14 protein-coding genes are annotated in these 22,264 nt (G+C 72.9%); 7 read left to right on the forward strand and 7 right to left on the reverse strand.

Annotation, left to right across the window (positions count from 1 at the left end; genetic code table 11):
• The first annotated feature begins 106 nt into the window (after nt 1–106).
• The 4 genes from ACGFWI_RS27555 to ACGFWI_RS27570 all read left to right on the forward strand — a co-directional run bounded on the left by ACGFWI_RS27555 (nt 107) and on the right by ACGFWI_RS27570 (nt 6,854).
• On the forward strand, nt 107–874 hold the full coding sequence (locus ACGFWI_RS27555) for a spermidine synthase (RefSeq protein ID WP_393908722.1): 768 nt from the start codon (nt 107–109) through the stop codon (nt 872–874).
• A gap of 74 nt (nt 875–948) precedes the next feature.
• Nucleotides 949–1,689 carry a response regulator transcription factor gene (locus tag ACGFWI_RS27560; protein WP_393908723.1) on the forward strand — a complete coding sequence of 247 codons (741 nt, stop codon included), beginning with the start codon at nt 949–951 and terminating at the stop codon, nt 1,687–1,689.
• Nucleotides 1,686–2,813: an ATP-binding protein gene (locus ACGFWI_RS27565; RefSeq protein ID WP_393908724.1), complete on the forward strand. Its 1,128-nt coding sequence runs from the start codon at nt 1,686–1,688 to the stop codon at nt 2,811–2,813. The genes ACGFWI_RS27560 and ACGFWI_RS27565 overlap by 4 nt, the downstream gene beginning before the upstream one ends.
• 237 nt (nt 2,814–3,050) lie before the next feature.
• A complete protein-coding gene (locus ACGFWI_RS27570; protein WP_393908725.1) occupies nt 3,051–6,854 on the forward strand; it encodes a multifunctional oxoglutarate decarboxylase/oxoglutarate dehydrogenase thiamine pyrophosphate-binding subunit/dihydrolipoyllysine-residue succinyltransferase subunit in 3,804 nt (1,267 codons plus the stop codon).
• Between the two features lie 102 nt (nt 6,855–6,956).
• On the opposite strand, the gene fxsT is transcribed toward ACGFWI_RS27570, so the two are convergent.
• From fxsT to ACGFWI_RS27605, 7 genes are all read right to left on the reverse strand, one after another.
• Nucleotides 6,957–9,971, reverse strand: a complete 3,015-nt coding sequence (gene fxsT, locus ACGFWI_RS27575) for an FxSxx-COOH system tetratricopeptide repeat protein (RefSeq protein WP_393908726.1) — start codon at nt 9,969–9,971, stop codon at nt 6,957–6,959.
• A 133-nt stretch (nt 9,972–10,104) separates the two neighbouring features.
• A complete protein-coding gene (locus ACGFWI_RS27580; RefSeq protein WP_393908727.1) occupies nt 10,105–11,259 on the reverse strand; it encodes an FxsB family cyclophane-forming radical SAM/SPASM peptide maturase in 1,155 nt (384 codons plus the stop codon).
• A 160-nt stretch (nt 11,260–11,419) separates the two neighbouring features.
• On the reverse strand, nt 11,420–11,638 hold the full coding sequence (locus ACGFWI_RS27585; RefSeq protein WP_393908728.1) for a YxD-tail cyclophane-containing RiPP peptide: 219 nt from the start codon (nt 11,636–11,638) through the stop codon (nt 11,420–11,422).
• Between the two features lie 104 nt (nt 11,639–11,742).
• Entirely contained in the window at nt 11,743–15,141 is a 3,399-nt protein-coding gene (locus ACGFWI_RS27590) for an SAV_2336 N-terminal domain-related protein (protein ID WP_393908729.1), read from the reverse strand.
• Between the two features lie 5 nt (nt 15,142–15,146).
• Nucleotides 15,147–16,202 (reverse strand): AAA family ATPase, encoded by a 1,056-nt coding sequence (locus tag ACGFWI_RS27595; RefSeq protein WP_393908730.1) that lies wholly within the window; start codon nt 16,200–16,202, stop codon nt 15,147–15,149.
• 353 nt (nt 16,203–16,555) lie between these two features.
• The gene (locus ACGFWI_RS27600) at nt 16,556–18,967 is read right to left on the reverse strand and encodes a trypsin-like peptidase domain-containing protein (RefSeq protein WP_393908731.1); all 2,412 of its coding nucleotides are present in this window, start codon (nt 18,965–18,967) and stop codon (nt 16,556–16,558) included.
• Entirely contained in the window at nt 18,967–19,395 is a 429-nt protein-coding gene (locus ACGFWI_RS27605) for a CU044_2847 family protein (protein WP_393908732.1), read from the reverse strand. Before ACGFWI_RS27605 ends, ACGFWI_RS27600 begins: the two co-directional genes overlap by 1 nt.
• Before the next feature lie 153 nt (nt 19,396–19,548).
• Between ACGFWI_RS27605 and ACGFWI_RS27610 the strand changes: the two genes are divergently transcribed.
• The 3 genes from ACGFWI_RS27610 to ACGFWI_RS27620 all read left to right on the forward strand — a co-directional run bounded on the left by ACGFWI_RS27610 (nt 19,549) and on the right by ACGFWI_RS27620 (nt 22,115).
• The gene (locus ACGFWI_RS27610) at nt 19,549–19,731 is read left to right on the forward strand and encodes a DUF6104 family protein (protein WP_030081126.1); all 183 of its coding nucleotides are present in this window, start codon (nt 19,549–19,551) and stop codon (nt 19,729–19,731) included.
• 297 nt (nt 19,732–20,028) lie between these two features.
• The gene (locus tag ACGFWI_RS27615; protein WP_393908733.1) at nt 20,029–20,955 is read left to right on the forward strand and encodes a DUF4097 domain-containing protein; all 927 of its coding nucleotides are present in this window, start codon (nt 20,029–20,031) and stop codon (nt 20,953–20,955) included.
• A 2-nt stretch (nt 20,956–20,957) separates the two neighbouring features.
• Complete coding sequence (locus ACGFWI_RS27620; protein WP_393908734.1) at nt 20,958–22,115, forward strand: helix-turn-helix transcriptional regulator; 1,158 nt, start codon at nt 20,958–20,960, stop codon at nt 22,113–22,115.
• Nucleotides 22,116–22,264 lie beyond the last annotated feature (149 nt).

A 22,264-nucleotide genomic window follows, 5' to 3' on the forward strand; every position in this document is an offset into this window, starting at 1 on the left:
CCTCACATCAGGCAACCCTCGGAACAGGCATCACGTCCGTGCCACCGGCGGCGGAATCCCGCCCAAAGCGTTGGACCGCCGCGGCCCGTATGGCCACCATGACGCCATGGCTCCCGTTACTCCGACGCAGGCAACGACCGGCCTCCCCGAGGGCCCGCGCACGCTCGACCGCCGCGAGGGCCCGTACGGCGAGGTGGTGCTGCGGGAACGGGGCGGACCTCCCGCGGGCCCGGGAGTCGACGGTTCGGGCGCCTCCGCCGCACCCCTTGTGATCTACGAGATCATCGCCAACGGCTGCTTCCTGATGGACACCTCCGACGGCCGGTCCGAGCGGCTGCTGATCGATGCCGCACTGGCCGCACTGCCGGCCGGCCGGGCCCGGCCTGCCGTGCTGATCGGCGGCCTCGGCGTCGGGTTTTCCCTGGTCCGCGCGGCACAACAGCCGCGCTGGGGCCGGATCGTGGTCGTCGAGCGCGAGGCGGCGGTCATCGACTGGCACCGTACGGGCCCGCTCTCGGCGGTCTCGGCGGCCGCGCTGGCCGACCCCCGCAGCGAGGTCCTGCACGCCGACCTGGTCGCCCATCTGCGGGCGGAAGCGGGCCAGGACACCTACGACGCCCTGTGCCTGGACATCGACAACGGCCCCGACTGGACCGTCACCGAGGACAACAACAGCCTCTACTCCCCCGGTGGACTCGCCGCCTGCCGTGACCGTCTGACTCCCGGCGGAGTACTCGCCGTCTGGTCCGCGCAACCCTCGCCGTCCTTCGAGGACGCCTTGCGAAATGCCGGTTTCAGCGGGGTACATACGGAAGAGATCCCCGTTGTCCGAGGCGTCCCTGACGTGGTCCATCTTGCGCGGAAGGGCGCGTAGCCGACAGTCGCACCATGCCCGTACGCTGCTGCCCAGCAATACGCGACCACGCAGGGGACATGCAGGGGCGGGCGATGGACCAGACTCAGACAACGCAGGGCGGCGCCGCCGCTGCCACGCCGGGCGCCCAGCGCCGGGTGCTGGTCGTGGAGGACGACCCGACGATCGTCGAGGCCATCGCGGCCCGGCTGCGCGCCGAGGGATTCCAGGTGCAGACGGCCACCGACGGCCCGGCCGCGGTGGAGACCGCGGAGGCCTGGCAGCCGGATCTGCTCGTCCTCGACGTGATGCTGCCGGGCTTCGACGGCCTGGAGGTGTGCCGCCGGGTCCAGGCCCAGCGACCGGTGCCCGTGATGATGCTCACCGCCCGGGACGACGAGACCGACATGCTCGTCGGCCTCGGCGTCGGCGCCGACGACTACATGACCAAGCCGTTCTCGATGCGGGAGCTGGCCGCCCGGGTGCACGTCCTGCTGCGGCGGGTCGAGCGCGCCGCACTGGCCGCGCACACCCCGCGCAGCGGCATCCTGCGGCTGGGCGAGCTGGAGATCGACCATGCCCAGCGCCGGGTGCGGGTGCGCGGCTCGGACGTCCATCTGACGCCCACCGAATTCGATCTGCTGGTCTGCCTGGCGAACACCCCGCGCGCGGTGCTCTCCCGTGAGCAGCTGCTGGCCGAGGTGTGGGACTGGGCGGACGCCTCCGGGACCCGTACGGTCGACAGCCACATCAAGGCACTGCGCCGCAAGATCGGCGCCGAGCGCATCCGTACGGTCCACGGCGTCGGCTACGCCCTGGAGACCCCGGCCGCATGACGCGGCAGTGGTGGCGGAGGCCCGTGAGCGAGCTGTGGCAACGGGTCTGGGAGGCGCTGCGCCCGCTGGATCCGTACCGCTCGGTGAAGGCCGCGCTCGGGGCCCTGGTCAGCGTCTCGGTGATCATCACCACGCTGCTGGTCTTCGTCGCGATGCACTCGGCGACCGAGCTGCGGGTGATCACGATCTTCTCGATCATCGCCTCGCTGCTGATCACCCAGTTCGTGGCCAACAACCTGACCGCTCCGCTCGACGAGATGACGGATGTCACCCGGTCGATGGCGCACGGGAACTACAGCCGCCGGGTCCGCTCCGAGCGCCGCGACGAGTTCGGCGATCTGGCGGACGCCTTCAACCGGATGGCGGCCGACCTGGAGGCGGTGGACACCCACCGCAAGGAGCTGGTCGCCAACGTCTCGCACGAGCTGCGCACCCCGATCGCCGCACTCCGCGCCGTCCTGGAGAACGTCGTCGACGGGGTCAGCGAGCCGGACCCGGAGACGATGCGGACGGCGCTGCAGCAGACCGAGCGGCTGGGCCGCCTCGTCGAGCACCTTCTGGACCTGTCCCGGCTGGACAACGGGGTGGTGCCGCTGCACGCGCGGCGCTTCGAGGTCTGGCCGTATCTGTCCGGGGTGCTCAAGGAGGCCAATATGAGCCGGGGCGCCGCCACGCTGGCCGGGGTGGCCGGCTCCGGCACCCACACCCGTACGGACGTCCATCTCCACCTCGATGTCTCGCCGCCGGAGCTGACCGCGCACGCGGACGCCGAGCGGCTGCACCAGGTCGTGGCGAATCTCATCGACAACGCGATCAAGCACAGTCCGCGGCACGGCCGGGTCACGGTGCATGCGCGGCGCGGCGAGGGCGCCGAGAGCCTGGAGCTGGACGTGCAGGACGAGGGGCCCGGCATTCCCGAGTCGGAGCGCTACCGGGTCTTCGAGCGGTTCAACCGCGGCGGCCCCGCCCCCTCGGGCCCCGGCTCCGACGGGGGTACGGGCCTGGGCCTGGCCATCGCGCGCTGGGCGGTGGATCTGCACGGCGGACGCATCGGCGTGGCCGAATCTCCACGTGGTTGCCGGATTCGGGTCACTCTTCCGGGGATGGAGTCAGCTCGAAGCTGACAGCCGCTGACGTAGGGTCGGTGGTGGAAGCACTCCTGTCGGGGTCCCACGGCGATGAGCCCTACCCGCACACAGGCAAACTTCGTGTGTTTCCCGCCAAGTCGTGCCCCGAAACCCCTCCGGGAATGTGACGTACGCGACGAGTACCCCTCCCAGCCTGCATCAAGGGTCACAACAGGCGTAGCCTTTATTCCCGCTGTCCACCACCTTAGGAAGCGGAAGAGGGCGGTTGCCGCCGTGTCGCTACAGTCCCCCAACAGCTCGAGCATCTCGACCGACCAAGAGGGGCAGGGAAAGAACCCTGCCGCCGCGTTCGGTCCCAATGAGTGGCTCGTCGACGAGATCTACCAGCAGTACCTCCAGGACCCGAACTCGGTAGACCGAGCCTGGTGGGACTTCTTCGCCGACTACAAGCCGGGCGGTGCCACCGCGCCGAGCCAGCCGGCGGAGGGCTCAGCCCCCGCCCCGGCAGCCCCGGCGCAGTCGTCCCCGGCGGCGCCCGCCGCAGCCGAGGCGAAGCCCGCCGCCGCTCAGCCGGTCACCCCGGCGAAGCCGGCCGCGAGCGCGCCGGCCCCGGCCAAGGCCGCTCCGGCGAAGGCCGCGCCGGCCAAGCCGGCCGCCAAGGCCGCCGCTCAGAAGGCCGACGGAGAGGTCACGGGCGGTCCCGAGTTCGTCACCCTGCGCGGCCCCTCGGCCGCCGTTGCGAAGAACATGAACGCCTCCCTGGAGCTGCCGACGGCCACGTCCGTCCGCGCGGTCCCGGTGAAGCTGCTCTTCGACAACCGCATCGTGATCAACAACCACCTCAAGCGCGCCCGTGGCGGGAAGGTCTCCTTCACCCACCTCATCGGGTACGCGATGGTGCAGGCCCTCAAGGCCATGCCGTCGATGAACCACTCCTTCGCGGAGAAGGACGGCAAGCCGACGCTGGTCAAGCCCGAGCACATCAACCTCGGTCTGGCCATCGACCTGGTGAAGCCGAACGGCGACCGCCAGCTCGTCGTCGCCGCCATCAAGAAGGCCGAGACGCTGACCTTCTTCGAGTTCTGGCAGGCCTACGAGGACATCGTCCGCCGGGCCCGCGACAACAAGCTGACGATGGACGACTTCACCGGAGTCACCGCGTCGCTGACGAACCCGGGCGGCATCGGCACCGTGCACTCCGTGCCGCGTCTGATGCCGGGCCAGTCCATGATCATGGGCGTCGGCGCGATGGACTACCCCGCGGAGTTCCAGGGCACCTCCCAGGACGCCCTGAACAAGCTGGGTGTCTCCAAGGTCATGACGCTGACCAGCACCTATGACCACCGGGTGATCCAGGGCGCCGCCTCCGGCGAGTTCCTGCGCATCATGAACCAGCTGCTGCTCGGCGGGAACGAATTCTTCGACGACATCTTCAAGTCGCTGCGGATTCCCTACGAGCCGGTCCGCTGGCTGCGGGACATCGACGCCTCCCACGACGACGACGTCACCAAGGCCGCGCGGGTCTTCGAGCTGATCCACTCCTACCGGGTCCGCGGCCACGTCATGGCCGACACCGACCCGCTGGAGTACCACCAGCGCAAGCACCCCGACCTCGACATCACCGAGCACGGCCTCACCCTGTGGGACCTGGAGCGCGAGTTCGCGGTCGGCGGCTTCTCCGGCAAGTCCATGATGAAGCTGCGCGACATCCTGGGCGTGCTGCGCGACTCGTACTGCCGCACCACCGGCATCGAGTTCATGCACATCCAGGACCCCAAGCAGCGCCAGTGGATCCAGGACCGGGTCGAGCGCTCGCACAAGTCGCCCGAGCGCGAGGAGCAGCTGCGCATCCTGCGCCGGCTGAACTCGGCCGAGGCGTTCGAGACCTTCCTGCAGACGAAGTACGTCGGCCAGAAGCGCTTCTCGCTGGAGGGCGGCGAGTCCGTCATCCCGCTGCTGGACGCGGTCATCGACTCCGCGGCCGAGTCGCGCCTGGACGAGGTCGTCATCGGCATGGCCCACCGCGGCCGCCTCAACGTCCTCGCCAACATCGTCGGCAAGTCCTACGCCCAGATCTTCCGCGAGTTCGAGGGCAACCTCGACCCGAAGTCGATGCACGGCTCCGGCGACGTGAAGTACCACCTGGGCCAGGAGGGCGTCTTCACCGGCCTGGACGGCGAGCAGATCACGGTCTCGCTGGCCGCCAACCCCTCCCACCTGGAGGCCGTCGACCCGATCGTCGAGGGCATCTCGCGCGCCAAGCAGGACCTCATCAACAAGGGCGGCACGGACTTCACGGTCCTGCCGATCCAGCTGCACGGTGACGCGGCGTTCGCCGGTCAGGGCGTGGTCGCGGAGACGCTGAACATGTCCCAGCTGCGCGGCTACCGCACCGGCGGCACGGTGCACATCGTCATCAACAACCAGGTCGGCTTCACCGCCGCCCCGGAGTCGGCCCGCTCCTCCATGTACGCCACCGACGTGGCCCGCATGATCGAGGCGCCGATCTTCCACGTGAACGGCGACGACCCCGAGGCCGTCGTCCGCGTTGCCCGTCTGGCCTTCGAGTTCCGCCAGGCGTTCAACAAGGACGTCGTCATCGACCTGATCTGCTACCGCCGCCGCGGCCACAACGAGTCGGACAACCCGGCCTTCACCCAGCCGCTGATGTACGACCTGATCGACAAGAAGCGCTCGGTGCGCAAGCTCTACACCGAGTCCCTCATCGGTCGTGGCGACATCACGCTGGAAGAGGCCGAGCAGGCGCTGCAGGACTTCCAGGGCCAGCTGGAGAAGGTCTTCACCGAGGTCCGCGACGCCACGACGGCCCCGGTGGCCCCCGAGGTGCCGCAGCCCAAGGCCGAGTTCCCGGTCTACGTGGACACCGCGATCTCCCAGGAGGTCGTCAAGCGGATCGCCGAGTCGCAGGTCAACATCCCCGAGCGGGTCACCGTCCACCCGCGTCTGCTGCCCCAGCTGCAGCGCCGCGCGGCCCAGGTCGAGGACAACACCATCGACTGGGGCATGGGCGAGACCCTCGCCATCGGCTCGCTGCTGATGGAGGGCACCCCGGTCCGGCTCGCCGGCCAGGACTCCCGCCGCGGCACCTTCGGCCAGCGGCACGCGGTGCTCATCGACCGGGAGACCGGCAACGACTACACCCCGCTGCTCTACCTCTCCGAGGACCAGGCCCGCTTCAACGTCTACGACTCGCTGCTGAGCGAGTACGCGGCGATGGGCTTCGAGTACGGCTACTCCCTGGCCCGCCCGGAGGCGCTGGTCATGTGGGAGGCGCAGTTCGGTGACTTCGTCAACGGCGCCCAGACGGTCGTCGACGAGTTCATCTCCTCGGCGGAGCAGAAGTGGGGCCAGACGTCCGGCGTCACCCTGCTGCTCCCGCACGGCTACGAGGGCCAGGGCCCGGACCACTCCTCGGCCCGGATCGAGCGCTTCCTCCAGCTGTGCGCGCAGAACAACATGACGGTCGCCGCACCGACCCTGCCGTCGAACTACTTCCACCTGCTGCGCTGGCAGGTCCACAACCCGCACCACAAGCCGCTGGTCGTCTTCACCCCGAAGTCGATGCTGCGTCTGAAGGCCGCGGCGTCGAAGACGGAAGAGTTCACGACGGGCGGCTTCCGCCCCGTCATCGGTGACTCCACGGTCAAGGCCGAGGACGTCCGCAAGGTCATCTTCTGCTCCGGCAAGGTCTACTACGACCTGGAGGCCGAGCGGGAGAAGCGGCGCGCGACCGACGCTGCGGCTGCTGCTACGGCGATTGTCCGTATCGAGCGGCTCTACCCGCTTCCCGGCAAGGAGCTCCAGGCGGAGATCGCCAAGTTCCCGAACGCCGAGAAGTACCTGTGGGCCCAGGAAGAGCCGGCGAACCAGGGTGCGTGGCCGTTCCTCGGCCTCAACCTGATCGACCACCTCGACCTGGCCGTCGGTGCCGATGTCCCGCACGGCGAGCGTCTGCGCCGCATCTCGCGGCCGCACTCCTCGTCCCCGGCCGTCGGCTCCGCCAAGCGTCACCAGGCAGAGCAGGCACAGCTGGTCGCGGAGGCCTTCGACGCGTAAGGCGCCGGGGTCGCCGGAGAACCGGTAGGCACGAGCGGAAGGGCCCGTCCCCTGTGGGGGGCGGGCCCTTGCGCATGCGGTGGTCCTTTTTCGCGGTGCCCGCTAGACGGGCTGCGGTTCGAAGTCCCAGTACGGGCGCCGGCGGCGCCTGGCGGAGAGGGTGTGCGGGTGCTCGGCGCCCAGCGTCTCGGAGAGCTGCCCGATCGCCTCCTGCTCCAGCTTCGCCGCCTCCTGGCCACGGCGCAGCGCCCGCAGGTCCTCGGCCAGTGCCGTCTTCGCGGACAGGGTCAGCGGGTGGGCGTCGCCCAGCGTCGCCTTGGCGCGCTCCAGTGTGGCGCGGCCCAGCTCCACCGCGCCCTCCTCGTCGTCCACCCGGTTACGGGCGGCACCGGCGTTCAGCGCACAGCCCAGCGTCCAGGGATGGTCGGGCCCCATGGCCTCGGTCATCCCGCCGAGCGCCCGGTCCGCGAGCTCCAGCGCCTCCGCGGCCTCCCCGAACTCGGCGCGGACCAGCCCGACGTTCCCCAGGGTGCCGACGGTGTACGGGTGGCGCTCGCCGGCCAGGGCGCGGTAGCGCTCGGCGACCTCCTCGGCGAGGTCGCGGGCGTGCCCGAGGTCGCCGTGCTCGCGCAGGAAGGTGGCGTGGTCCGCGCGCACCATCAGCGTCTCGGGGTGGCGGGGGCCCTGCACCCGGCGGGAGCGCTCGACGAGGTCGGCCAGCAGCGTGGCGGCGCGGGCGACCTCGCCGGAGCGGCGCAGACACAGCGCGAGGTTGTGCTCGGCGCGCAGCGTCTGCGGGGTGTGCGGTCCCATGACCTGCAGATGCAGCCGGGCGTTGAGCTCCTGGCCGGAGGTGGCGTCGCGGTAGCGGCCGAGCAGGCGCAGCGTACGGGCGTACGCGGTGCCCGCGTTGAGCGTGAGGTGGTGCCGTGCGCGCAGCTCGCGCTCCCGGAACGCCAGCACCTCGCGGTGGGTGACCAGGGCGTCTTCGTAGCAGCCGAGCAACGCCAGGACGGTGCCCAGGTTGTGCCGCGAGGAGAGGGTGCGGGGCGCCTCCGGGCCGAGCAGGGCGGCATAGGCCCGCCAGACGGCATCGAAGAGGTCGTACGCCTGCTCGTAGGAGCCCAGCGCGATCAGGGTGCCGGCCAGGCCGTCCTGTGCCCGCAGCAGGTCGGCGTCGGCCGGGTCCCGGTCGGCGGAGAGCTGGTCGACGACGGCGCTGCCGACCGCCTCGGCCTCGCGGTAGCGGCCGAGCCTGCGCAGCATGTTGGCGTGCTGGTGGGTGAGCACGAGCATGGTGCGCTGGGTGGCCGCGAGGCGGGTGCGCCAGCGGGACATGAACTGTTCGCACAGTCGCAGGCCCATGCGGTACTCGCCGCGGACCCGCAGATATTCGACGCAGTTGAGCAGCAGTTGCTGGACCGCGGGCTCGGGGCTGTCGAGGACGCCGGCCGGCTCCAGATGCGGGATGAGTTCGGCGTAGCGCTCCCAGTAGCGGGTGTCGGCGGGGTTCTGCGGATCGGCGGTGACCAGCACCCGGCAGGCCGTCGCCGCCATCAGATCGCGCTCGTCCTCGGTCATGTCACTGCGCAGGAACCGGTGGTAGAGCCGGTGCATCAGCGCGGTTTCCACGGCCGGGTCGGCGTCCTGGGAGACCTGGTAGTCGAGGCGTACGGCGGTGGATTCGGTCAGCCGGCGCAGTGCGGTGTTCCAGCTGATCGGTTCGGCGGCCAGGTCGGCGAGGTGTTCGGGCAGGTCGCCGCGGCGGGCCTTGGCGAGCATCGGGACGGGGATGGTGTCCGGGGCGAAGAACGCGAACAGCTTGAGGAGTTCGACCGCGGCCGGGCTGCGCTCGCGCAGGGTGTTGAGAGTTATGGCCCAGCTGGTCTGGAAGGCCATGGGGTAGTCGGAGGAGATGCGGATGCCGACCAGGCTGGGCTCACCGCGGCGGATCAGCTCGATGTACTCCTTGGGCGACATCGGGTTGGCGTCCAGCCATGCGGCGGTCTGGGCGAGCAGCAGCGGCAGGTCCTGGACGGCGTCGGAGAGCAGATCGGCCTCCATCGGCGTCAGCCGCGGTGCCCGCCGCCGGGCGTAGGCGACGCTCTCGATGCGGTCGAAGGGCAGCACCTCGATCTCCTGGGCGCTGCCGGAGCCCGACCAGTCGCGGGTGAGGGTGGTGATCAGGACATGGCCGCGGCCGTCGGGGACCAGGTCCTCGATCTGCTCCATGTCGTCGGCGCTGTCGAAGATCAGCAGCCAGCGGCGGTAGGGGCGGCCGACGCGGAGCGCTTCGTGGACGGCGCGGATGCGGTCGCCCAGCTCCCGGCCCACGGGCAGGCCGAGGCGGGTGGCGAGTTCGGCGAGCTGTTCACGGGCGGCGCCGCGGTTGGTGGCGCTGATCCACCACACCACGTCGTAGTCATTGCCGAAGCGATGGGCGTATTCGGCGGCGATCTGGCTCTTGCCGACGCCGGAGGTGCCGTACAGCGCGATACGGGTCTCCAGCGGCGGGCCCGCGCCCGCCCCGGAGCCGGCCAGCTTGCCGTGCAGCTCTTCGAGCACATTGTCGCGGCCGGTGAAGCGGTTGTTGCGGCGCGGGATGTTCCACACCTCGGGCGGGTTGTTCGGGAAGCGGGGCGCGCCGGGCGCCTCCTCCTCCTCCACGGCCCGGCCCGGACCGGCGATGCCGAGCCGTTGCAGCACCCGGCGGTTGGCTTCGTGGGCGTCCAGGTCGCGCAGGTCGGCGGGCCGCAGCAGGGACGCCGTGGCGGGCAGGCTCTGGGTGGCCACGCTCACCGCGGCGAACCGGTCGGCGTGCGGGGAGACCACCTCCCGCAGCGCGGCCGTCCACTCCTCCTGCGTCTTGGGGCCCAGCCGGAAGTACCAGTCGTCCAGCACGATCAGCAGCCGGCCCTCGGCCGCCAGCAGCCCCGACAGCTCCTCCACCAGCGCGGTGTCCACCTGGGGGTCCCAGCGCAGCAGGGTCGTGCCATGGCCCTGCTGCTCCAGCTGATGGGAGATCCACGCCGCCCAGGGCCGGGTGAAGCCCGCATAGCTGATGGTGATGTGCTCGCTGGAGCCGGTGGGACCGGAAAAGGTGGCCTGATCGACCATGCGACCGTCTCCCTGAGATGCGATGGTGCGCGCGTGCAGAGGCTGTCTCATCAGGCACGCCCTGGCTCTTTGGCACGATAGCCCAAGTGTCCCCCGATATGACGACAGTGCGTCAGGTCATGTTGAAGGCACGTCAGTTGAGCGCGACCGTGGCGTCCAGCCGGGCCGCGATGTGCCGTATCAGGCGTTCCAGGTCGGCGCAGTAGACGGACGGGTTGGCGAATCCGCCGGCCTCCGCGCGGTAGCGGTGCGCGTAGTTGCCGCCGCCGCACACCTCCACCAGGGCGCAGCCGCGGCACTGTGCACCGAGGCCTTCCCGGCCGCTGCGGCGGGCGGCCATGCCGGGGTGTGCCAGGGCCTCGTCGAAGGTGTGGTGGAAGACGTCGAGGCCGGTGGCGGCGGCGCCCTCATAGGTGGATTTGAGCGAGTCCACCTGTTCGATGGCGCCGTCGGTGTCGACGACCAGGGCGACGACGGGGGAGAGACCGACCGCCTCGCTGGAGCTGGGGCGGCCCAGGAGGAGACCGAGGATTTCGGTGAACACCCTCACCCGGGGCCCGGGGCTGCCGTCCCACCACAGGTCGAAGACGGTGCACAGCCAGTCGCCGTACGGGGTGCGGCCGGCCGGCCCGAGGGGGGCGGGCGGCGGGCTGGACCAGTTGGCGTGCGGGAGCAGGAAGTCGACCATCGGGGGGTCCATGGCGCGCAGTGAGCCGTAGACCGCGGCGGGGTCGGCGGTGATGTCGATGGTGCACAGGATGCCGGCGAACACGTCGGGCCGGTCATGGAGCAGGCGTACGGCGCGGGAGACCGCGGGCCAGGAGGACCGCCCGGCGTGGTCGATACGGCGGCGGTTGAGGCCGGGGGTGCCGCCGTCCAGGCTGAGGCCGAGCCGGAACCCCGCGGCGGCGAGGGTGTCGATCATGTCCCGGGTGAGGAGCGTCCCGTTGGTCTGTACGCCGAAATCGGCGGTGCAGTCGGCGGGCAGCGCGGCGCGGATCGCGGCGGCCTGCTCCAGGAGCGGCCCGGGGCCGGTGAGCAGCGGCTCTCCGCCGTGCAGATCGATACGGGCCTCACGCAGCCGGTGGGTGCGGGCGTGTTCGGCGATGCGCAGGGCGGTCTGCCGGACGGTGGCGGCCGGGACGGTCGGCGGGCGCGTGCGCCAGCTGTGGTCGGGGCCGGCGTAGATGTAGCAGTAGGTGCAGGCGAGGTTGCAGCGGCTGTGGACCTTCAGGACGAACTGCTGGAAGGGCACGACGGCGGTCCGGCCGGTCTTCTCCCCCGCCACGGCGTCGCCCCCTGCACTCGTCTGCCTGCGTCGAGGTGCGGGATCGTCAACTCCCGCCCGTTGACTGGTACATGGCTCCCGTCTCAATCATGGAACCGAATTCCCCCAGCAACTGGCCGGTTCCCTTGCACGTTTGCCCAAAAACAATCGTTCTTGCCTGTCAATGCAAGGCTTTTTCCGGGCCGTCCTCGTAATACGCCACGGCGTCGTCCGCCGCCGGCCAGTTGCGCAGCAGCAGTGCCGCCACCTCTCCCAGCACCGCGTGATCCGTCCGCGCCGCCAGAACGCCCACGTCAACCCCGGCAAAATCCGGCAGCCGCTCGGGCGACGGCCCCGGCGGGGCAGCCACCGCCGGTTCGGTGCGGGGGGTAGTCGCCACGCTGCTCTCCTCTGGCCGGCTGGACGGGTGTGTTCCCGAACTCCCGTCCACAGAAACACGTTCCGGTGCGGACGGCCAGGCAGCCGGACGGGCGCTCGGGGCGGTCAACCGGTGGTTTCCAGGGCGCGCATACGGGCGCGGGTGCGCTGGGCCTCGGCGCCGGTCTCCTCCGCGGCGCGCTGCCACTGTTCCCAGCTCTCGCGGTAGGCGTGCAACGCGGAACGGGGACCGGCCGTGACCTCCAGGACCTCGCCGCGGCGGTGGTGGGCGCGGGCGGCCAGCAGGGGGCTGTCGGCCCGCCGGGCGGCCGCGGCGGCGCGGCGGAAGCAGGCGGCGGCCCGGTCGTGGCGCTCGCGGGAGTCGAAGCGGCGGTCCAGCAGCAGCTGGATGTCGCCCACTTCGAGCCAGGCCTCGGCCGACACCGCGTCCGGTACGTCCACGCCGCGGGCGGCCAGCTCCAGGATCCAGTCGGCCTCGTGCAGATCGGCGAGGGAGGGCTGGCGTTCGTAGCGCAGCCGCAGGGCGCGGCCGAACAGCAGGCGGTGGTGGCCGAGGTCGGGGTCCTGCGGCCCGGCCCGGCCCAGCGCCTCGCGCAGGACGTGCACCGCCTCGTTGGCCAGCCGCTTGCCCGGTCCGTCGGCCGGCTCCTGCCGGGCGCGCAGCAGCAGCGCCGCGCCGCGCTCGGCGAGCAGTGCGCTGTGCTCGGGCGAATCGGGGGTGGTCAGACGGAGCGCGGCGGCCAGCGCGGCGATGGCGGCGTCCAGGGCGGTCAGGGCGCCGGTCCGGGTGTGTACGGCGCGCTGGACGGCGGCCGTACGGCGCAGGCCGTCCGCTTCCAGGGCCGGGTCGTCGAGTTCCCGGGCCATCGCACGGGCACGTTCGAGGGTGGGCAGCACGGACGGCAGCCCCGCGCCGCCGTTCAGCTGGCGGGCCGCCGCCAGAGCGAGCAGCGTCTCGCAGACCAGCCGGTCGGCGGCGCTGCCGCGGCGGCGCAGCAGGACGGCGGCGGTGTCGAGGTCGTCGGCGGCGCGTACCGCGAGCGCCTCGGCGGGGCGCGTCCCTTCCTCGCGGCTGCGCGCGGCCCGGCGGGCCTGGTCGAGCAGGACACCGCCCCGGGCGGCGTAGACCTCGCCGGGTACCTGCTCGCCGCTGGGCCACTGGTCGAGGAGGGTGGTGAGGGAACTTTCCGCCTCGTCGAGGGGGTCGTCGGCGGCCAGGTCGTCGGCCCCGGGCAGCTCGCCGGCTCCCGGCAGTCCGTCGTCTGCGGGCAGACCGGCGAGGCGGCGCAGGACCTCGGTGCGGAGCACCATGCTCTCCAGGACGCGGGGGTCGAGCAGGCTCATCAGCCCGCAGGCGGCGTGCAGATGACGGGCCGCGTCGGCGAGCGCGGTGCGCTCCTCGGCCGTGGTGCCGGCGGTCCGGCGTTCCTGGGCGCGGGCGTGGCCGACCCGGCCGAGCACGATCAGCGCCCGGGTGCGCTCGGCCTCCCGGCCGGCGGTGGCGGCCTCCTGGTCGTCGGCGGCCCCCTCCGCCGTGGCGCGTTCCGCGGCGCGTGCCGCGCGCTGGGCCTCCTCCAGGGCGTCCGGCTGGCGCCACTTCGCCCAGGCGTGCAGCAGGGCGCGCGCGAGGTCGGTACCGGCCACCGGCAGCCGTTCGGTGGCGGCGCGCAGCAGCCGGACGGCCTCGATCAGATCCCGGACGGCGCGGTCCTGTTCGTAGCGCTCCAGGAGGGCCGCGCCTTCCGCGGCGGGACCGTCGGACGCATACGGCCGCCGGACGGGCGGGCGCAGGGCCGGTTCGAAGCGGCGCAGCACGCGTTCGGAGACCCGGGCGAAGGGTTCGGGCACGGCGCGCTGGCCGGTCTCGGGCTCACGGCCGCTGCCGGAGAGCATGGCGACCGCGACGGCCGGGAAGTTGCGGGCGCTGCGGCCGAAGGTGCGCTCGATGTAGAGCGAGCAGTGCTTGAGGACCAGGGCGGCCTCGCCCGCACTGAGCCGGCCGAGGAGTTCGTCGCGCACGCCCGGCACGAAGTCGTACCACGGGCCGCTCACCCCGGCCTGCTCCCCCGGTGCCCGCTCTTCCGCGGGGAGTTGGGTGACCAGGCCGCTGAGCAGCACCTCCGCCAGCTCGGCCGGGCCGGTCTGCGGGAGCATCGCGCGCTGGACGAGCTGGATGACGGGGAGGGCGAGTGGGACGGCCGAGAGATGGACGGCGAGCAGCCGGGCGGCGGGGGAGGCCTGCTGGTCGAACTCGCGGACCATACGGGCCGGTGCGGCGCGCTCGGGGGCCGGCGGCGGTCCGGCCGGTTGCCCGGCGCCGTGGTCGGCCCGTACGACGGAGGCCGCGCCGCGCAGCGAGAGACCGGCGTCGGCGGCGGCCAGCCGGGCCCAGGAGCCGAGGGCGGAGGGGGTGGCGGAGAGGACCGGAATGGCGCGTTCGCGGGGCACTTCGGGCCGGGCTCCCGGTGCCCCGGCGGGACGCCGGCGACGGCGGGCCGGCCGGAATCCGAGGGCTTGGTAGGGGCCTTGGCGGCGGACGAGGGTGCCGGCGACGGCGGGCAGGAGGGTGCGCGCCCACATCCGCTGCGGCAGCGGCTGGACCACGGCGAGCGGGGCGTCGGCCGACCAGCGGTAGAGCAGCCGCTGCATCCGGCCGTCCCGCCAGAGGGGGCCCGCGCAGTCGCTGACGACGAGGGTGAGGTGATGGCCCGTCGGGTCGTGCAGCTGGTCGGCGGGGCGCAGCGGGCGGCCGGGGCCGGGGGCCGCCGCGACGCCGATGTCCGCGCCGTGCGGGTGGAGGTAGTGCACCGTCACATCGCGGAAGGCGCCCACCCGTTCACAGACCTGGCGCAGGTCGTGCAGCATCTGTTCCCAGACGGCCATCGAGGACGAGCCGTCCATCAGGAGCCGCAGTGCGGCCGCACGGCGGTGCACCCCGCGCAGCACCGGGATGATCATTTCGGCATGGGCGGAGAGCTCGGCGGTGGCGGGCTCGTCCAGCTTCCGGCGGACCGGGGCGACCGGCGGGCGGTAGCGCTGGATGGGCCGCAGCGCGCGCTGCAGCGGCAGCAGCCCGGGGAACGCGGAGGCGGTCGGGACCGCGACCTCGCCCAGGCGCTGCCGGTCATGGTCGGGGAGCCGCTCGTCCCGGGTGGGCAGCAGCTCCGCGACACGGCGCCGGGCGCCGTCCCTGAGCGCGGACGAGGACGGGTCCGTGTCGGCCGCACCGGGGCCGTCGTCGGCCGGTGGTGTTCCGCGGGCGCCATCGGGATCCGCCGATACGGCCGTTCCCACCCGGAATGTGGCCGGATCTCTACCGTCGGGCCCCTCCGCACGGGTGGGCGCGGGCTCCGGGGAGCCGTCGGCCCGTGACGCGTCCGGGGTGATCCACTGGGCGAGCCAGAGGGCGTCGGCCATCCCGCGGGCGTCGGCCGGCAGCCCCGCCGCGGTCAGCCGGCCGACGAGTTCGTCGAGGGGGCCTGGGCCGGGCTCCCCGAGGGGCACCGCACTCACCTCGTCCGATCAAGAGGCCGCATCAGCTCCGCCGTCAGACGCCGTCGGGTCTCTTCCTCGTCCTCGTCCGTCCAGCCGGCCTTCTGCGTGAGGTGGATGGCGTTGAAGAGCTGGTCGACGGCGCGGACATCGCCGGGCTCGCGGTCCAGGAAGCGGTCGATCACCGCTTCGTAGCGCTCGGCCGCCCCCTCGCCGAAGTGCGCCCGCACCATGGCGGCGAGCCGCTCCTTGTCGGGAACCGGGATGTGGAGGTGGATACAGCGGCGCAGCAGGGGCGCCGGGAAGTCCCGCTCGCCGTTGCTGGTGAGGACGATGAAGGGGAAGGCATGGCAGCGCACCCGGCCGTCGCGCACCGTCACCTGCGCGCCGTCGTCGCTGAGCACCTCCACCTCGGGGGCGGATCCGGCCAGCCGCTCCAGCTCCGGAATGCGGAACTCCCCTTCCTCCAGCACGTTGAGGAGGTCATTGGGCAGATCGATGTCGCTCTTGTCGAGCTCGTCGACGAGCAGGACACGGGGCCGGGTGGCGGGCAGCAGGGCCGTACCCAGCGGGCCGAGGCGGATGTAGCGGCCGATGCCGCCGCCGGGTTCGTCGGTGGGGTCCGCGCCGGACGCCGCCCCGCTGTCCTCCGCGGTCGGGGCGGCGCGGGCGATCTGGAGGTCCTGGAGGCGGCCGATGGCGTCGTAGTCGTACAGGCCGTCGCGGAGCGTGCTGCGGCTGACGACCGGCCAGCCGAGCACCCGGCCGAGGCCGAGTTCATAGGCGACCGAATGCGCCAGGGTGCTCTTGCCGCTGCCCGGCGCGCCGGTCACCAGTAGCGGACGGCGCAGATAGAGGGCGGCGTTGACCAGCTCGCGCTCGGTCTCGCCGGGGCGGTGGTGGCTGGCTTCCCGGTGCTGCACGCCGAGCCTGCGCTCGGAGGAGGGGTCGAGGGCGGCCGGCGGCGCCACGAGGGGGCCGCCGTCGAAATCGCGCCACGGGGGTGGCGGCGGAAGGTGCTCAATTCCGTCGTGCGGTGCCCCCGCGCCACGATAGATGAGCCAGTCGCTCACGTCGGAACTCCTCGTCGCCGGCCAGGCCTCGGTCAGGAGCGATGGTCATGGCGGATCACCGGAGGCGTCGGCATCGTCCACCCCGGCCTCCCCCACGTCCGCCACCCGCAATCACGCACTCGCGCCATCACGCACAAGTCTTCCACGACGCTATGACAGTACCCAGCCGGACGGAAGCGCACGGGGCGGTTTCCGGTCTCCCACCGGGGCATCACGGGCGGCCAAGTGCCCTGTACGGGGCGCGACTTGCCGCACGAGGGGCGGAAGCGGCCGGGGTGGGCACCGGGCGCGTGCGAGGCGCAGGGGGGCGTGCGCGGCGCCCGGACCGTCGAGGGGGCGGCTCCGGGCTCCGCTCATCGCGGGGACAGCTGGGGGCGGTCCGTGAAGAGCGGCGGAATCGGGTCCTCCGGGTCGTCGTAGAGGAGCACCAGATCGCGGGCCCAGTGCGCGCCCTCCTCGGCGGCCTCGGCGGCCTTGGCGCGCAGCTGCCGTACCAGCTCGGGGAGCCGGGCCACCCCGCCCGAGCCCTGGAGCAACTCCCGTACCCCGCGGTGGAATTCCTCGCATCCGGCATCGCAGTCCCGCTCCTCGCCGTGGCCGCCGGCCGGCCACAGTCCGGCGGGGAAGCCGGTGTCCAGGACGACACCGACCGCATCCCGCCCGAACCCGTCGGCGACCGTATGGCACAGCGCGGGCAGCGCGCCCTCGCCGGCCGTCTCCAGCAGCCGCCAGATCGCCTCGGCGGAGCCTGGCCGGGCGCCGTCGCCCGTGCGCGGCGCAATGCGCAGTGCCTGCAGTTCACGGGTGGCGGCCAGGCCCTGCCAGCGGCGCAGCCAGGCCGGGTCGACCTGCTCGCGCCGTCCCTGGTCGCGCAGGATCACGGCGCGCCCGGGGCCCACCGGCCGCAGCCGGGCGGTGCGCCGGGTCGAGGCCGCGACCTCCCACTGGCCCGCGGCGGTGTGCCAGTGGCCTTCGGGGACGGCGACCTCCAGGCGTACCCGGGCACCCGGCCCGGCGTCACCGTCGGCCCGCAGCAGCCGCCCGCCGAGCTGTCGCAGCACCTGCTCCCGCGCCTGCTCGAACGGCACCCCGCCGGCCGACTCCTGGACGTCCACCCGCAGCCACTGCCCCTGTCCGTAGCCCTCGCTGACCGACCAGTTGAACAGCTCCTGGCCGCCTTCGTCGTAGAACAGCGGCTCGAACTCGACGAGTACGGAGCGCGGGCTGCGGCGTACCGGTCCGATCCTGCGGCGGTCCTGGGGCTGCAGCACCACCGCCTTGGCCTGGACGAACTCCGCGAGGCGGGTCGCCTGTTCGCGCACCGCCGCGGCCTGCTCGCCGGGTACGTCGCGCACCTCGTCGGCGGTCAGCTGCGCCACGATCCGCAGATAGTGCACAAAGGCACGCAGCTCGGTGTACGGGTCGCTGCCCTGGTAGAGCGCGCCGTGGCCGTCCCGCCAACTACGCAGCGACCAGGCCCCGGGCCGGTCCCCGCGCTCCAGCACCTCGCCGACCGCGGCCTCCACGACCAGCGGATCGCGGGGTGCGGGCAGACGGGCGAGCAGGTCCAGCGCCTGCAGCCGCTCCTGTACGCCCCACAGGCGGCCCCGGCCCGACATGATCGCGTGCTGGGCGTCGAACCAGGTGGGCCCGGTGGTGCGGCCGAGGTCCTGACCGGCCCAGTGCCAGCGGTCGTGCAGGCTCATCAGCGCGTGATACGGCTCGGGACCCAGGCCTTCGGCGCCCGGAATCAGGTGTTCGGGGCCCAGCCCGCGCAGCGCGGTGACCGGCACCGCGAGCCCGACGTGGTCCTGCTGATGGCGGCCCTTGACGATGCCGACCACCTCGCCGCGGTCGCAGTCGATCAGCGGCCCGCCGGAGGCGCCGGGTGTGACCCGCACATCGCTGCCGAACTGCAGCCCCCGGGCGTCGCGGGCACCGAAGCGGACCGCGATGAAAGGGTCGACGGGGGTGACGGGAGCCCGCGGGGCGGCGGGGGTGACGGGAGCCCGCGGGGCGGCGGGAGCGCCGTGCACACCACGGCCCTCGGCCGGCCCACGCCCGTCACCCGGCCCACTCCCGCCGGGCCCGCCGTCCGGTCCATGGATGCCGTGCCCCTCGCCGGGCTCGCGCAGTCCGCGCCCGTCGCCCGGTCCGTGCACGTCGCGTTCCGCACCCTCGTTCCCTGCGCCGCCGCCGTCAGATGACTCACGTACTACGCGTTTCCCGGACCGGCCCCCGGCCGCGGCCGCGCCCCCGCGCGTGCCACCGTGCCCGTGGTGCCCGCGCCCGTCCGCGTCTCCGTCCCCGTCCGCTCCCCCGCCCGGCTGGTCGTGCCCACGGAAGATATAGGCGTCCTCCAGGAGCGTCGCCGGCTGGTCGCTGAGCCAGGCGCAGGGGTGCTCGACCTCCGGGTCGAGCAGCCGGAGAAGGGCGAGGTCGGCGCGGGCGGCGCCGGGGCCGGCGTGCGGGTCGGGCCGGCTCAGGTCGTACGTGGGCAGCGCGGGCACCACCCGCCCGCCGAGCGCGACCCCGATGACCCCGTCCGGGCCCGTGCCGCGGCGCCGCCCGTCACTCGCCGCGAGTACATGAGCGCAGGTCAGCACCCATCCCGGGGCAATCAGCACCCCGCTGCCCCACAGCCGTCCCGCGGTCGCGCCCGGCGCGGCGCGCAGGCCGACGGTGGTGCGTCCGGCGTGGTCGAGGAGCTGTGCGTAGTGGGCGCGGTCACCGCGGCCGGTGGCGCGACCCTCGGAAGTCGTCATCAGCGGCTCGCATCATCCGGCTCCCGGCGGCCGGCCGCACGCCCCCCGTGCGGCTCCGCCGCCGACGGCGTCCCGTCCTCGCGCCGCCAGGTGAGCGTGACGGAGAGATTGGCCTTCGCCTCGCCGTCCGCGAGCAGGGCGACGGCCTTGCCCGGCTTGGCCGACAGTTCCACGCCGAAGGTCACACTGGTCTCGTGCGGCGCAACCCGCTCGGCGGCCTGGCGGACGCTGGCGGCGACTCCGCCGATCACCTCGCGAAGCCCCTCGACCCGGGCGCCGAGCGCGTCCCAGGCGCCGACGTCCTCGAATTCGCCGTCGGTCCCGTCCGCGTCGTCCGGCCCGTCGAGCCCTGGGGCGTCGAGCCGGGAGACCCTGGCCCAGACCTCCGTACCGTCGGGCAGCTCGATCCGCTGCGCGCGATCTTGCATCACGGCCTCCTGCTCCCCGTGGGCGGCAATTCCCCCATTGCCGCAGGACCGTTGACAGGTGATCAGGCTAGCCCTCGGCCGCCTGTGGCGCGAGAGGTCCGTGAGCCTGCCTATCCTGGCCGGGAATGACCCATGACCCCTGGTGGAGAGCGCGTGTATTTCACTGACCGTGGCATCGAGGAACTGGAGAACCGGCGCGGCGAGGAGGAGGTCACCCTCGGGTGGGTGGCCGATCAGCTGCGTACGTTCGTCGACCTGAACCCGGACTTCGAGGTACCGGTGGAACGGCTGGCCACCTGGCTGGCCCGCCTGGACGACGAGGACGAGGACGAGTAGGCCGAGGCAGGGCCGTCCGTCCCACGGCAGGCAGGTGCCGGACGAGCGGACGACAACGGGCCGCCGTCCGGCCGCAGAAGGCTGCCGTCCGCCGCAGACGCCCAGGGCATGTCCGCACAGTCCCGCCCGGCCTGCGGGCGGACGACGGGACTGTGCGGGCACGCCCTAGGGGACGCATCGCCGGCACATAGGGGCAAGCTCCGGGACAGGGGCGCTTGACTTCCGCAATCCGCGATATATCGTGTCTACAGGAGACGCGATATGTTGCGTTGTACGGCTATCCAGGGGAGGCCAGGAATGTCAGCCCGGACCGAGTGGTCGCAGAATCCGATGCAGGTGGCCGAACCACGCACGCTGGAGATCACCGACCCGCTCGACGCCTTGAACGTGCGCGTGGTCAACGGCACCGTCAATGTCGTCGGCACCACGGACGGCGGCCCGGCCCGCCTGGAGATCAGCGAGCTGCACGGCCCGCCGCTGACCGTCTCGTGCAAGGACGGCACCCTGTCGCTCGCCTATGAGGACCTCCCCTGGAAGGGCTTCTTGAAGTTCCTCGACCGCAAGGGGTGGAACCGCAGCGCGGTGGTGTCGGTGACCGTGCCGGCCGGCACCCGCGTCGAGGTCGGTGTGATCGGCGCCAGCGCGGTGGTCTCCGGTATCTCGGGGCGGACGGACGTCCGCGGTGTCTCCGGTGACAGCACGCTCGTCGGGCTGACCGGCAGGGTGCGGGCCGACACCGTCTCCGGCAATGTCGAGGTGCAGTCGGTCACCGGCGATCTGCGGTTCAACTCCGTCTCGGGGGATCTGACCGTCATCGACGGCGCGGGCGGTGCGGTGCACGCCGACTCCGTCAGCGGCGACATGGTTCTCGACCTGGACCCCGCCACGGGCGCCGACATCACCCTGACGACGGTCTCCGGGGAAGTCGCCATCCGGCTGCCCGACCCGACCGACACCAAGGTCGAGGCCAACACCACGAGCGGCACGATCTCCAACGCCTTCGACGATCTGCGGGTCAGCGGCCAGTGGGGCGCGAAGAAGATCACCGGCTCGCTGGGCGCGGGCACCGGCAGGCTCAGGGTCACCACCCTCTCCGGCGCTCTGGCCCTGCTGCGCCGCCCCTCCTTCGAGGACGAGGGCAGCCGGCCCGGCGCCCCCGGTGACGCCCCCGGTCCGCACGAGGACTCCCCCACCGACCCGCCCGCCGGGAAGAAGGTGCTCTGAGCATGCCCCCCGTCTTCGCCCATGGCCGCCTCCGCCTCTACCTCCTCAAGCTGCTGGACGAGGCCCCGCGGCACGGCTACGAGATCATCCGCCTCCTGGAGGAACGCTTCCAGGGCCTCTACGCCCCCTCTGCCGGCACGGTCTACCCGCGGCTGGCCAAGCTGGAGGCCGAGGGCCTGGTGACGCATGCGACCGAGGGCGGCCGCAAGGTCTACTCGATCACCGACGCCGGAAGGGCCGAACTCGCCGACCGCGGGGGCGAGTTGGCGGATCTCGAACTGGAGATCCGGGAGTCGGTCGCCGCGCTGGCCTCCGACATCCGGGAGGACGTGAGCGGCTCGGCGCGGGATCTGCGCCGCGAGATCCGGGAGGCCGCCCAGCAGGCCCGCAAGGACGCGGGAAGGGCCGGGAAGGCCGGCCGGAACGGCGACGGGACGACGGACGCCCGGCAGCACGCGGCCGGGCGGCCCGTCCCGGAGGCCTCCGGCTACTTCGACGCCGCGTTCGGTGACAAGGAGTCCTGGCGGCAGGCGAAGGAGGAGTTCCGGCGCGCCAGGGAGGAGTGGAAGGAGCAGGCCCGGCGGGCCAAGGAGGAGAGCCGGCGCGCCAGGCAGGACGCCCAGCGGGCCCGTAAGCAGGCCAGGGACGCCCAGGTGTTCGCGCGCGAGGAGGTCCAGCGGGTCATCAAGCGCGTACAAGAGCAGACCCAGGGGGCGGTGCGGTCGGGCGACTGGTCGGGCGCGGTGCGCGAGGCGCTGTCCGAGGTGTCCCGCGAGGTCGGCCGCTTCACCGCGGGCCCGTCCGGCACCGGGCGGGGCGGCGAGCCGGACGGGGCCGGGCGGGGCGGCGCGGACAACGGGACCCGGGTGACGGTCGAGCGCGTCGACCTGGCCGAGGAGGACGCCGGGGAGGGCCCGGCGTCGGAGGCTCCGCCGGCCCCGGAGTGGGCGGAGGAACCGGCCGGCGACGACCCGGCCCGCGACTTCGACCGGCTGCTGGACCGCTTCCGCGACGATCTGCGGGACGCCGCACGCGATCACGGCGTCACGGCCGGGCAGCTGAAGGAGTCCCGCCGCCGCCTGTCGACGGCCGCCGCCCATATCGGCGCGCTGCTGCGTCATCCGGAGCAGTACGCGTCCTTCACGGACCGGGACGACTGAGCGAACGGGGGCGGGCAGGGCGGCCCAACGGCCGGTCCTGCCCGGCACCGTGGTGGGGTGGGCGGTGCACGGGGGTTGGGGGAAGCGGGGCGGGCGAGTGCCCGCCGCGGCGGACCCGGGCTCCCCCGGTCAGCCGTTCCCTCCGCTGA

Source organism: Streptomyces sp. NPDC048434 (assembly GCF_043200375.1).
Lineage (GTDB): Bacteria > Actinomycetota > Actinomycetes > Streptomycetales > Streptomycetaceae > Streptomyces.

What these genes read in the sequence shown, in the direction of transcription:
- ACGFWI_RS27600 (WP_393908731.1), bottom strand. Translation starts at nt 18,967, where the DNA reads ATGACGACTTCCGAGGGTCGCGCCACCGGCCGCGGTGACCGCGCCCAC.
- ACGFWI_RS27620 (WP_393908734.1), top strand. Translation starts at nt 20,958, where the DNA reads ATGCCCCCCGTCTTCGCCCATGGCCGCCTCCGCCTCTACCTCCTCAAG.
- ACGFWI_RS27565 (WP_393908724.1), top strand. Translation starts at nt 1,686, where the DNA reads ATGACGCGGCAGTGGTGGCGGAGGCCCGTGAGCGAGCTGTGGCAACGG.
- ACGFWI_RS27555 (WP_393908722.1), top strand. Translation starts at nt 107, where the DNA reads ATGGCTCCCGTTACTCCGACGCAGGCAACGACCGGCCTCCCCGAGGGC.
- ACGFWI_RS27605 (WP_393908732.1), bottom strand. Translation starts at nt 19,395, where the DNA reads ATGCAAGATCGCGCGCAGCGGATCGAGCTGCCCGACGGTACGGAGGTC.
- fxsT (WP_393908726.1), bottom strand. Translation starts at nt 9,971, where the DNA reads ATGGTCGATCAGGCCACCTTTTCCGGTCCCACCGGCTCCAGCGAGCAC.
- ACGFWI_RS27560 (WP_393908723.1), top strand. Translation starts at nt 949, where the DNA reads ATGGACCAGACTCAGACAACGCAGGGCGGCGCCGCCGCTGCCACGCCG.
- ACGFWI_RS27615 (WP_393908733.1), top strand. Translation starts at nt 20,029, where the DNA reads ATGTCAGCCCGGACCGAGTGGTCGCAGAATCCGATGCAGGTGGCCGAA.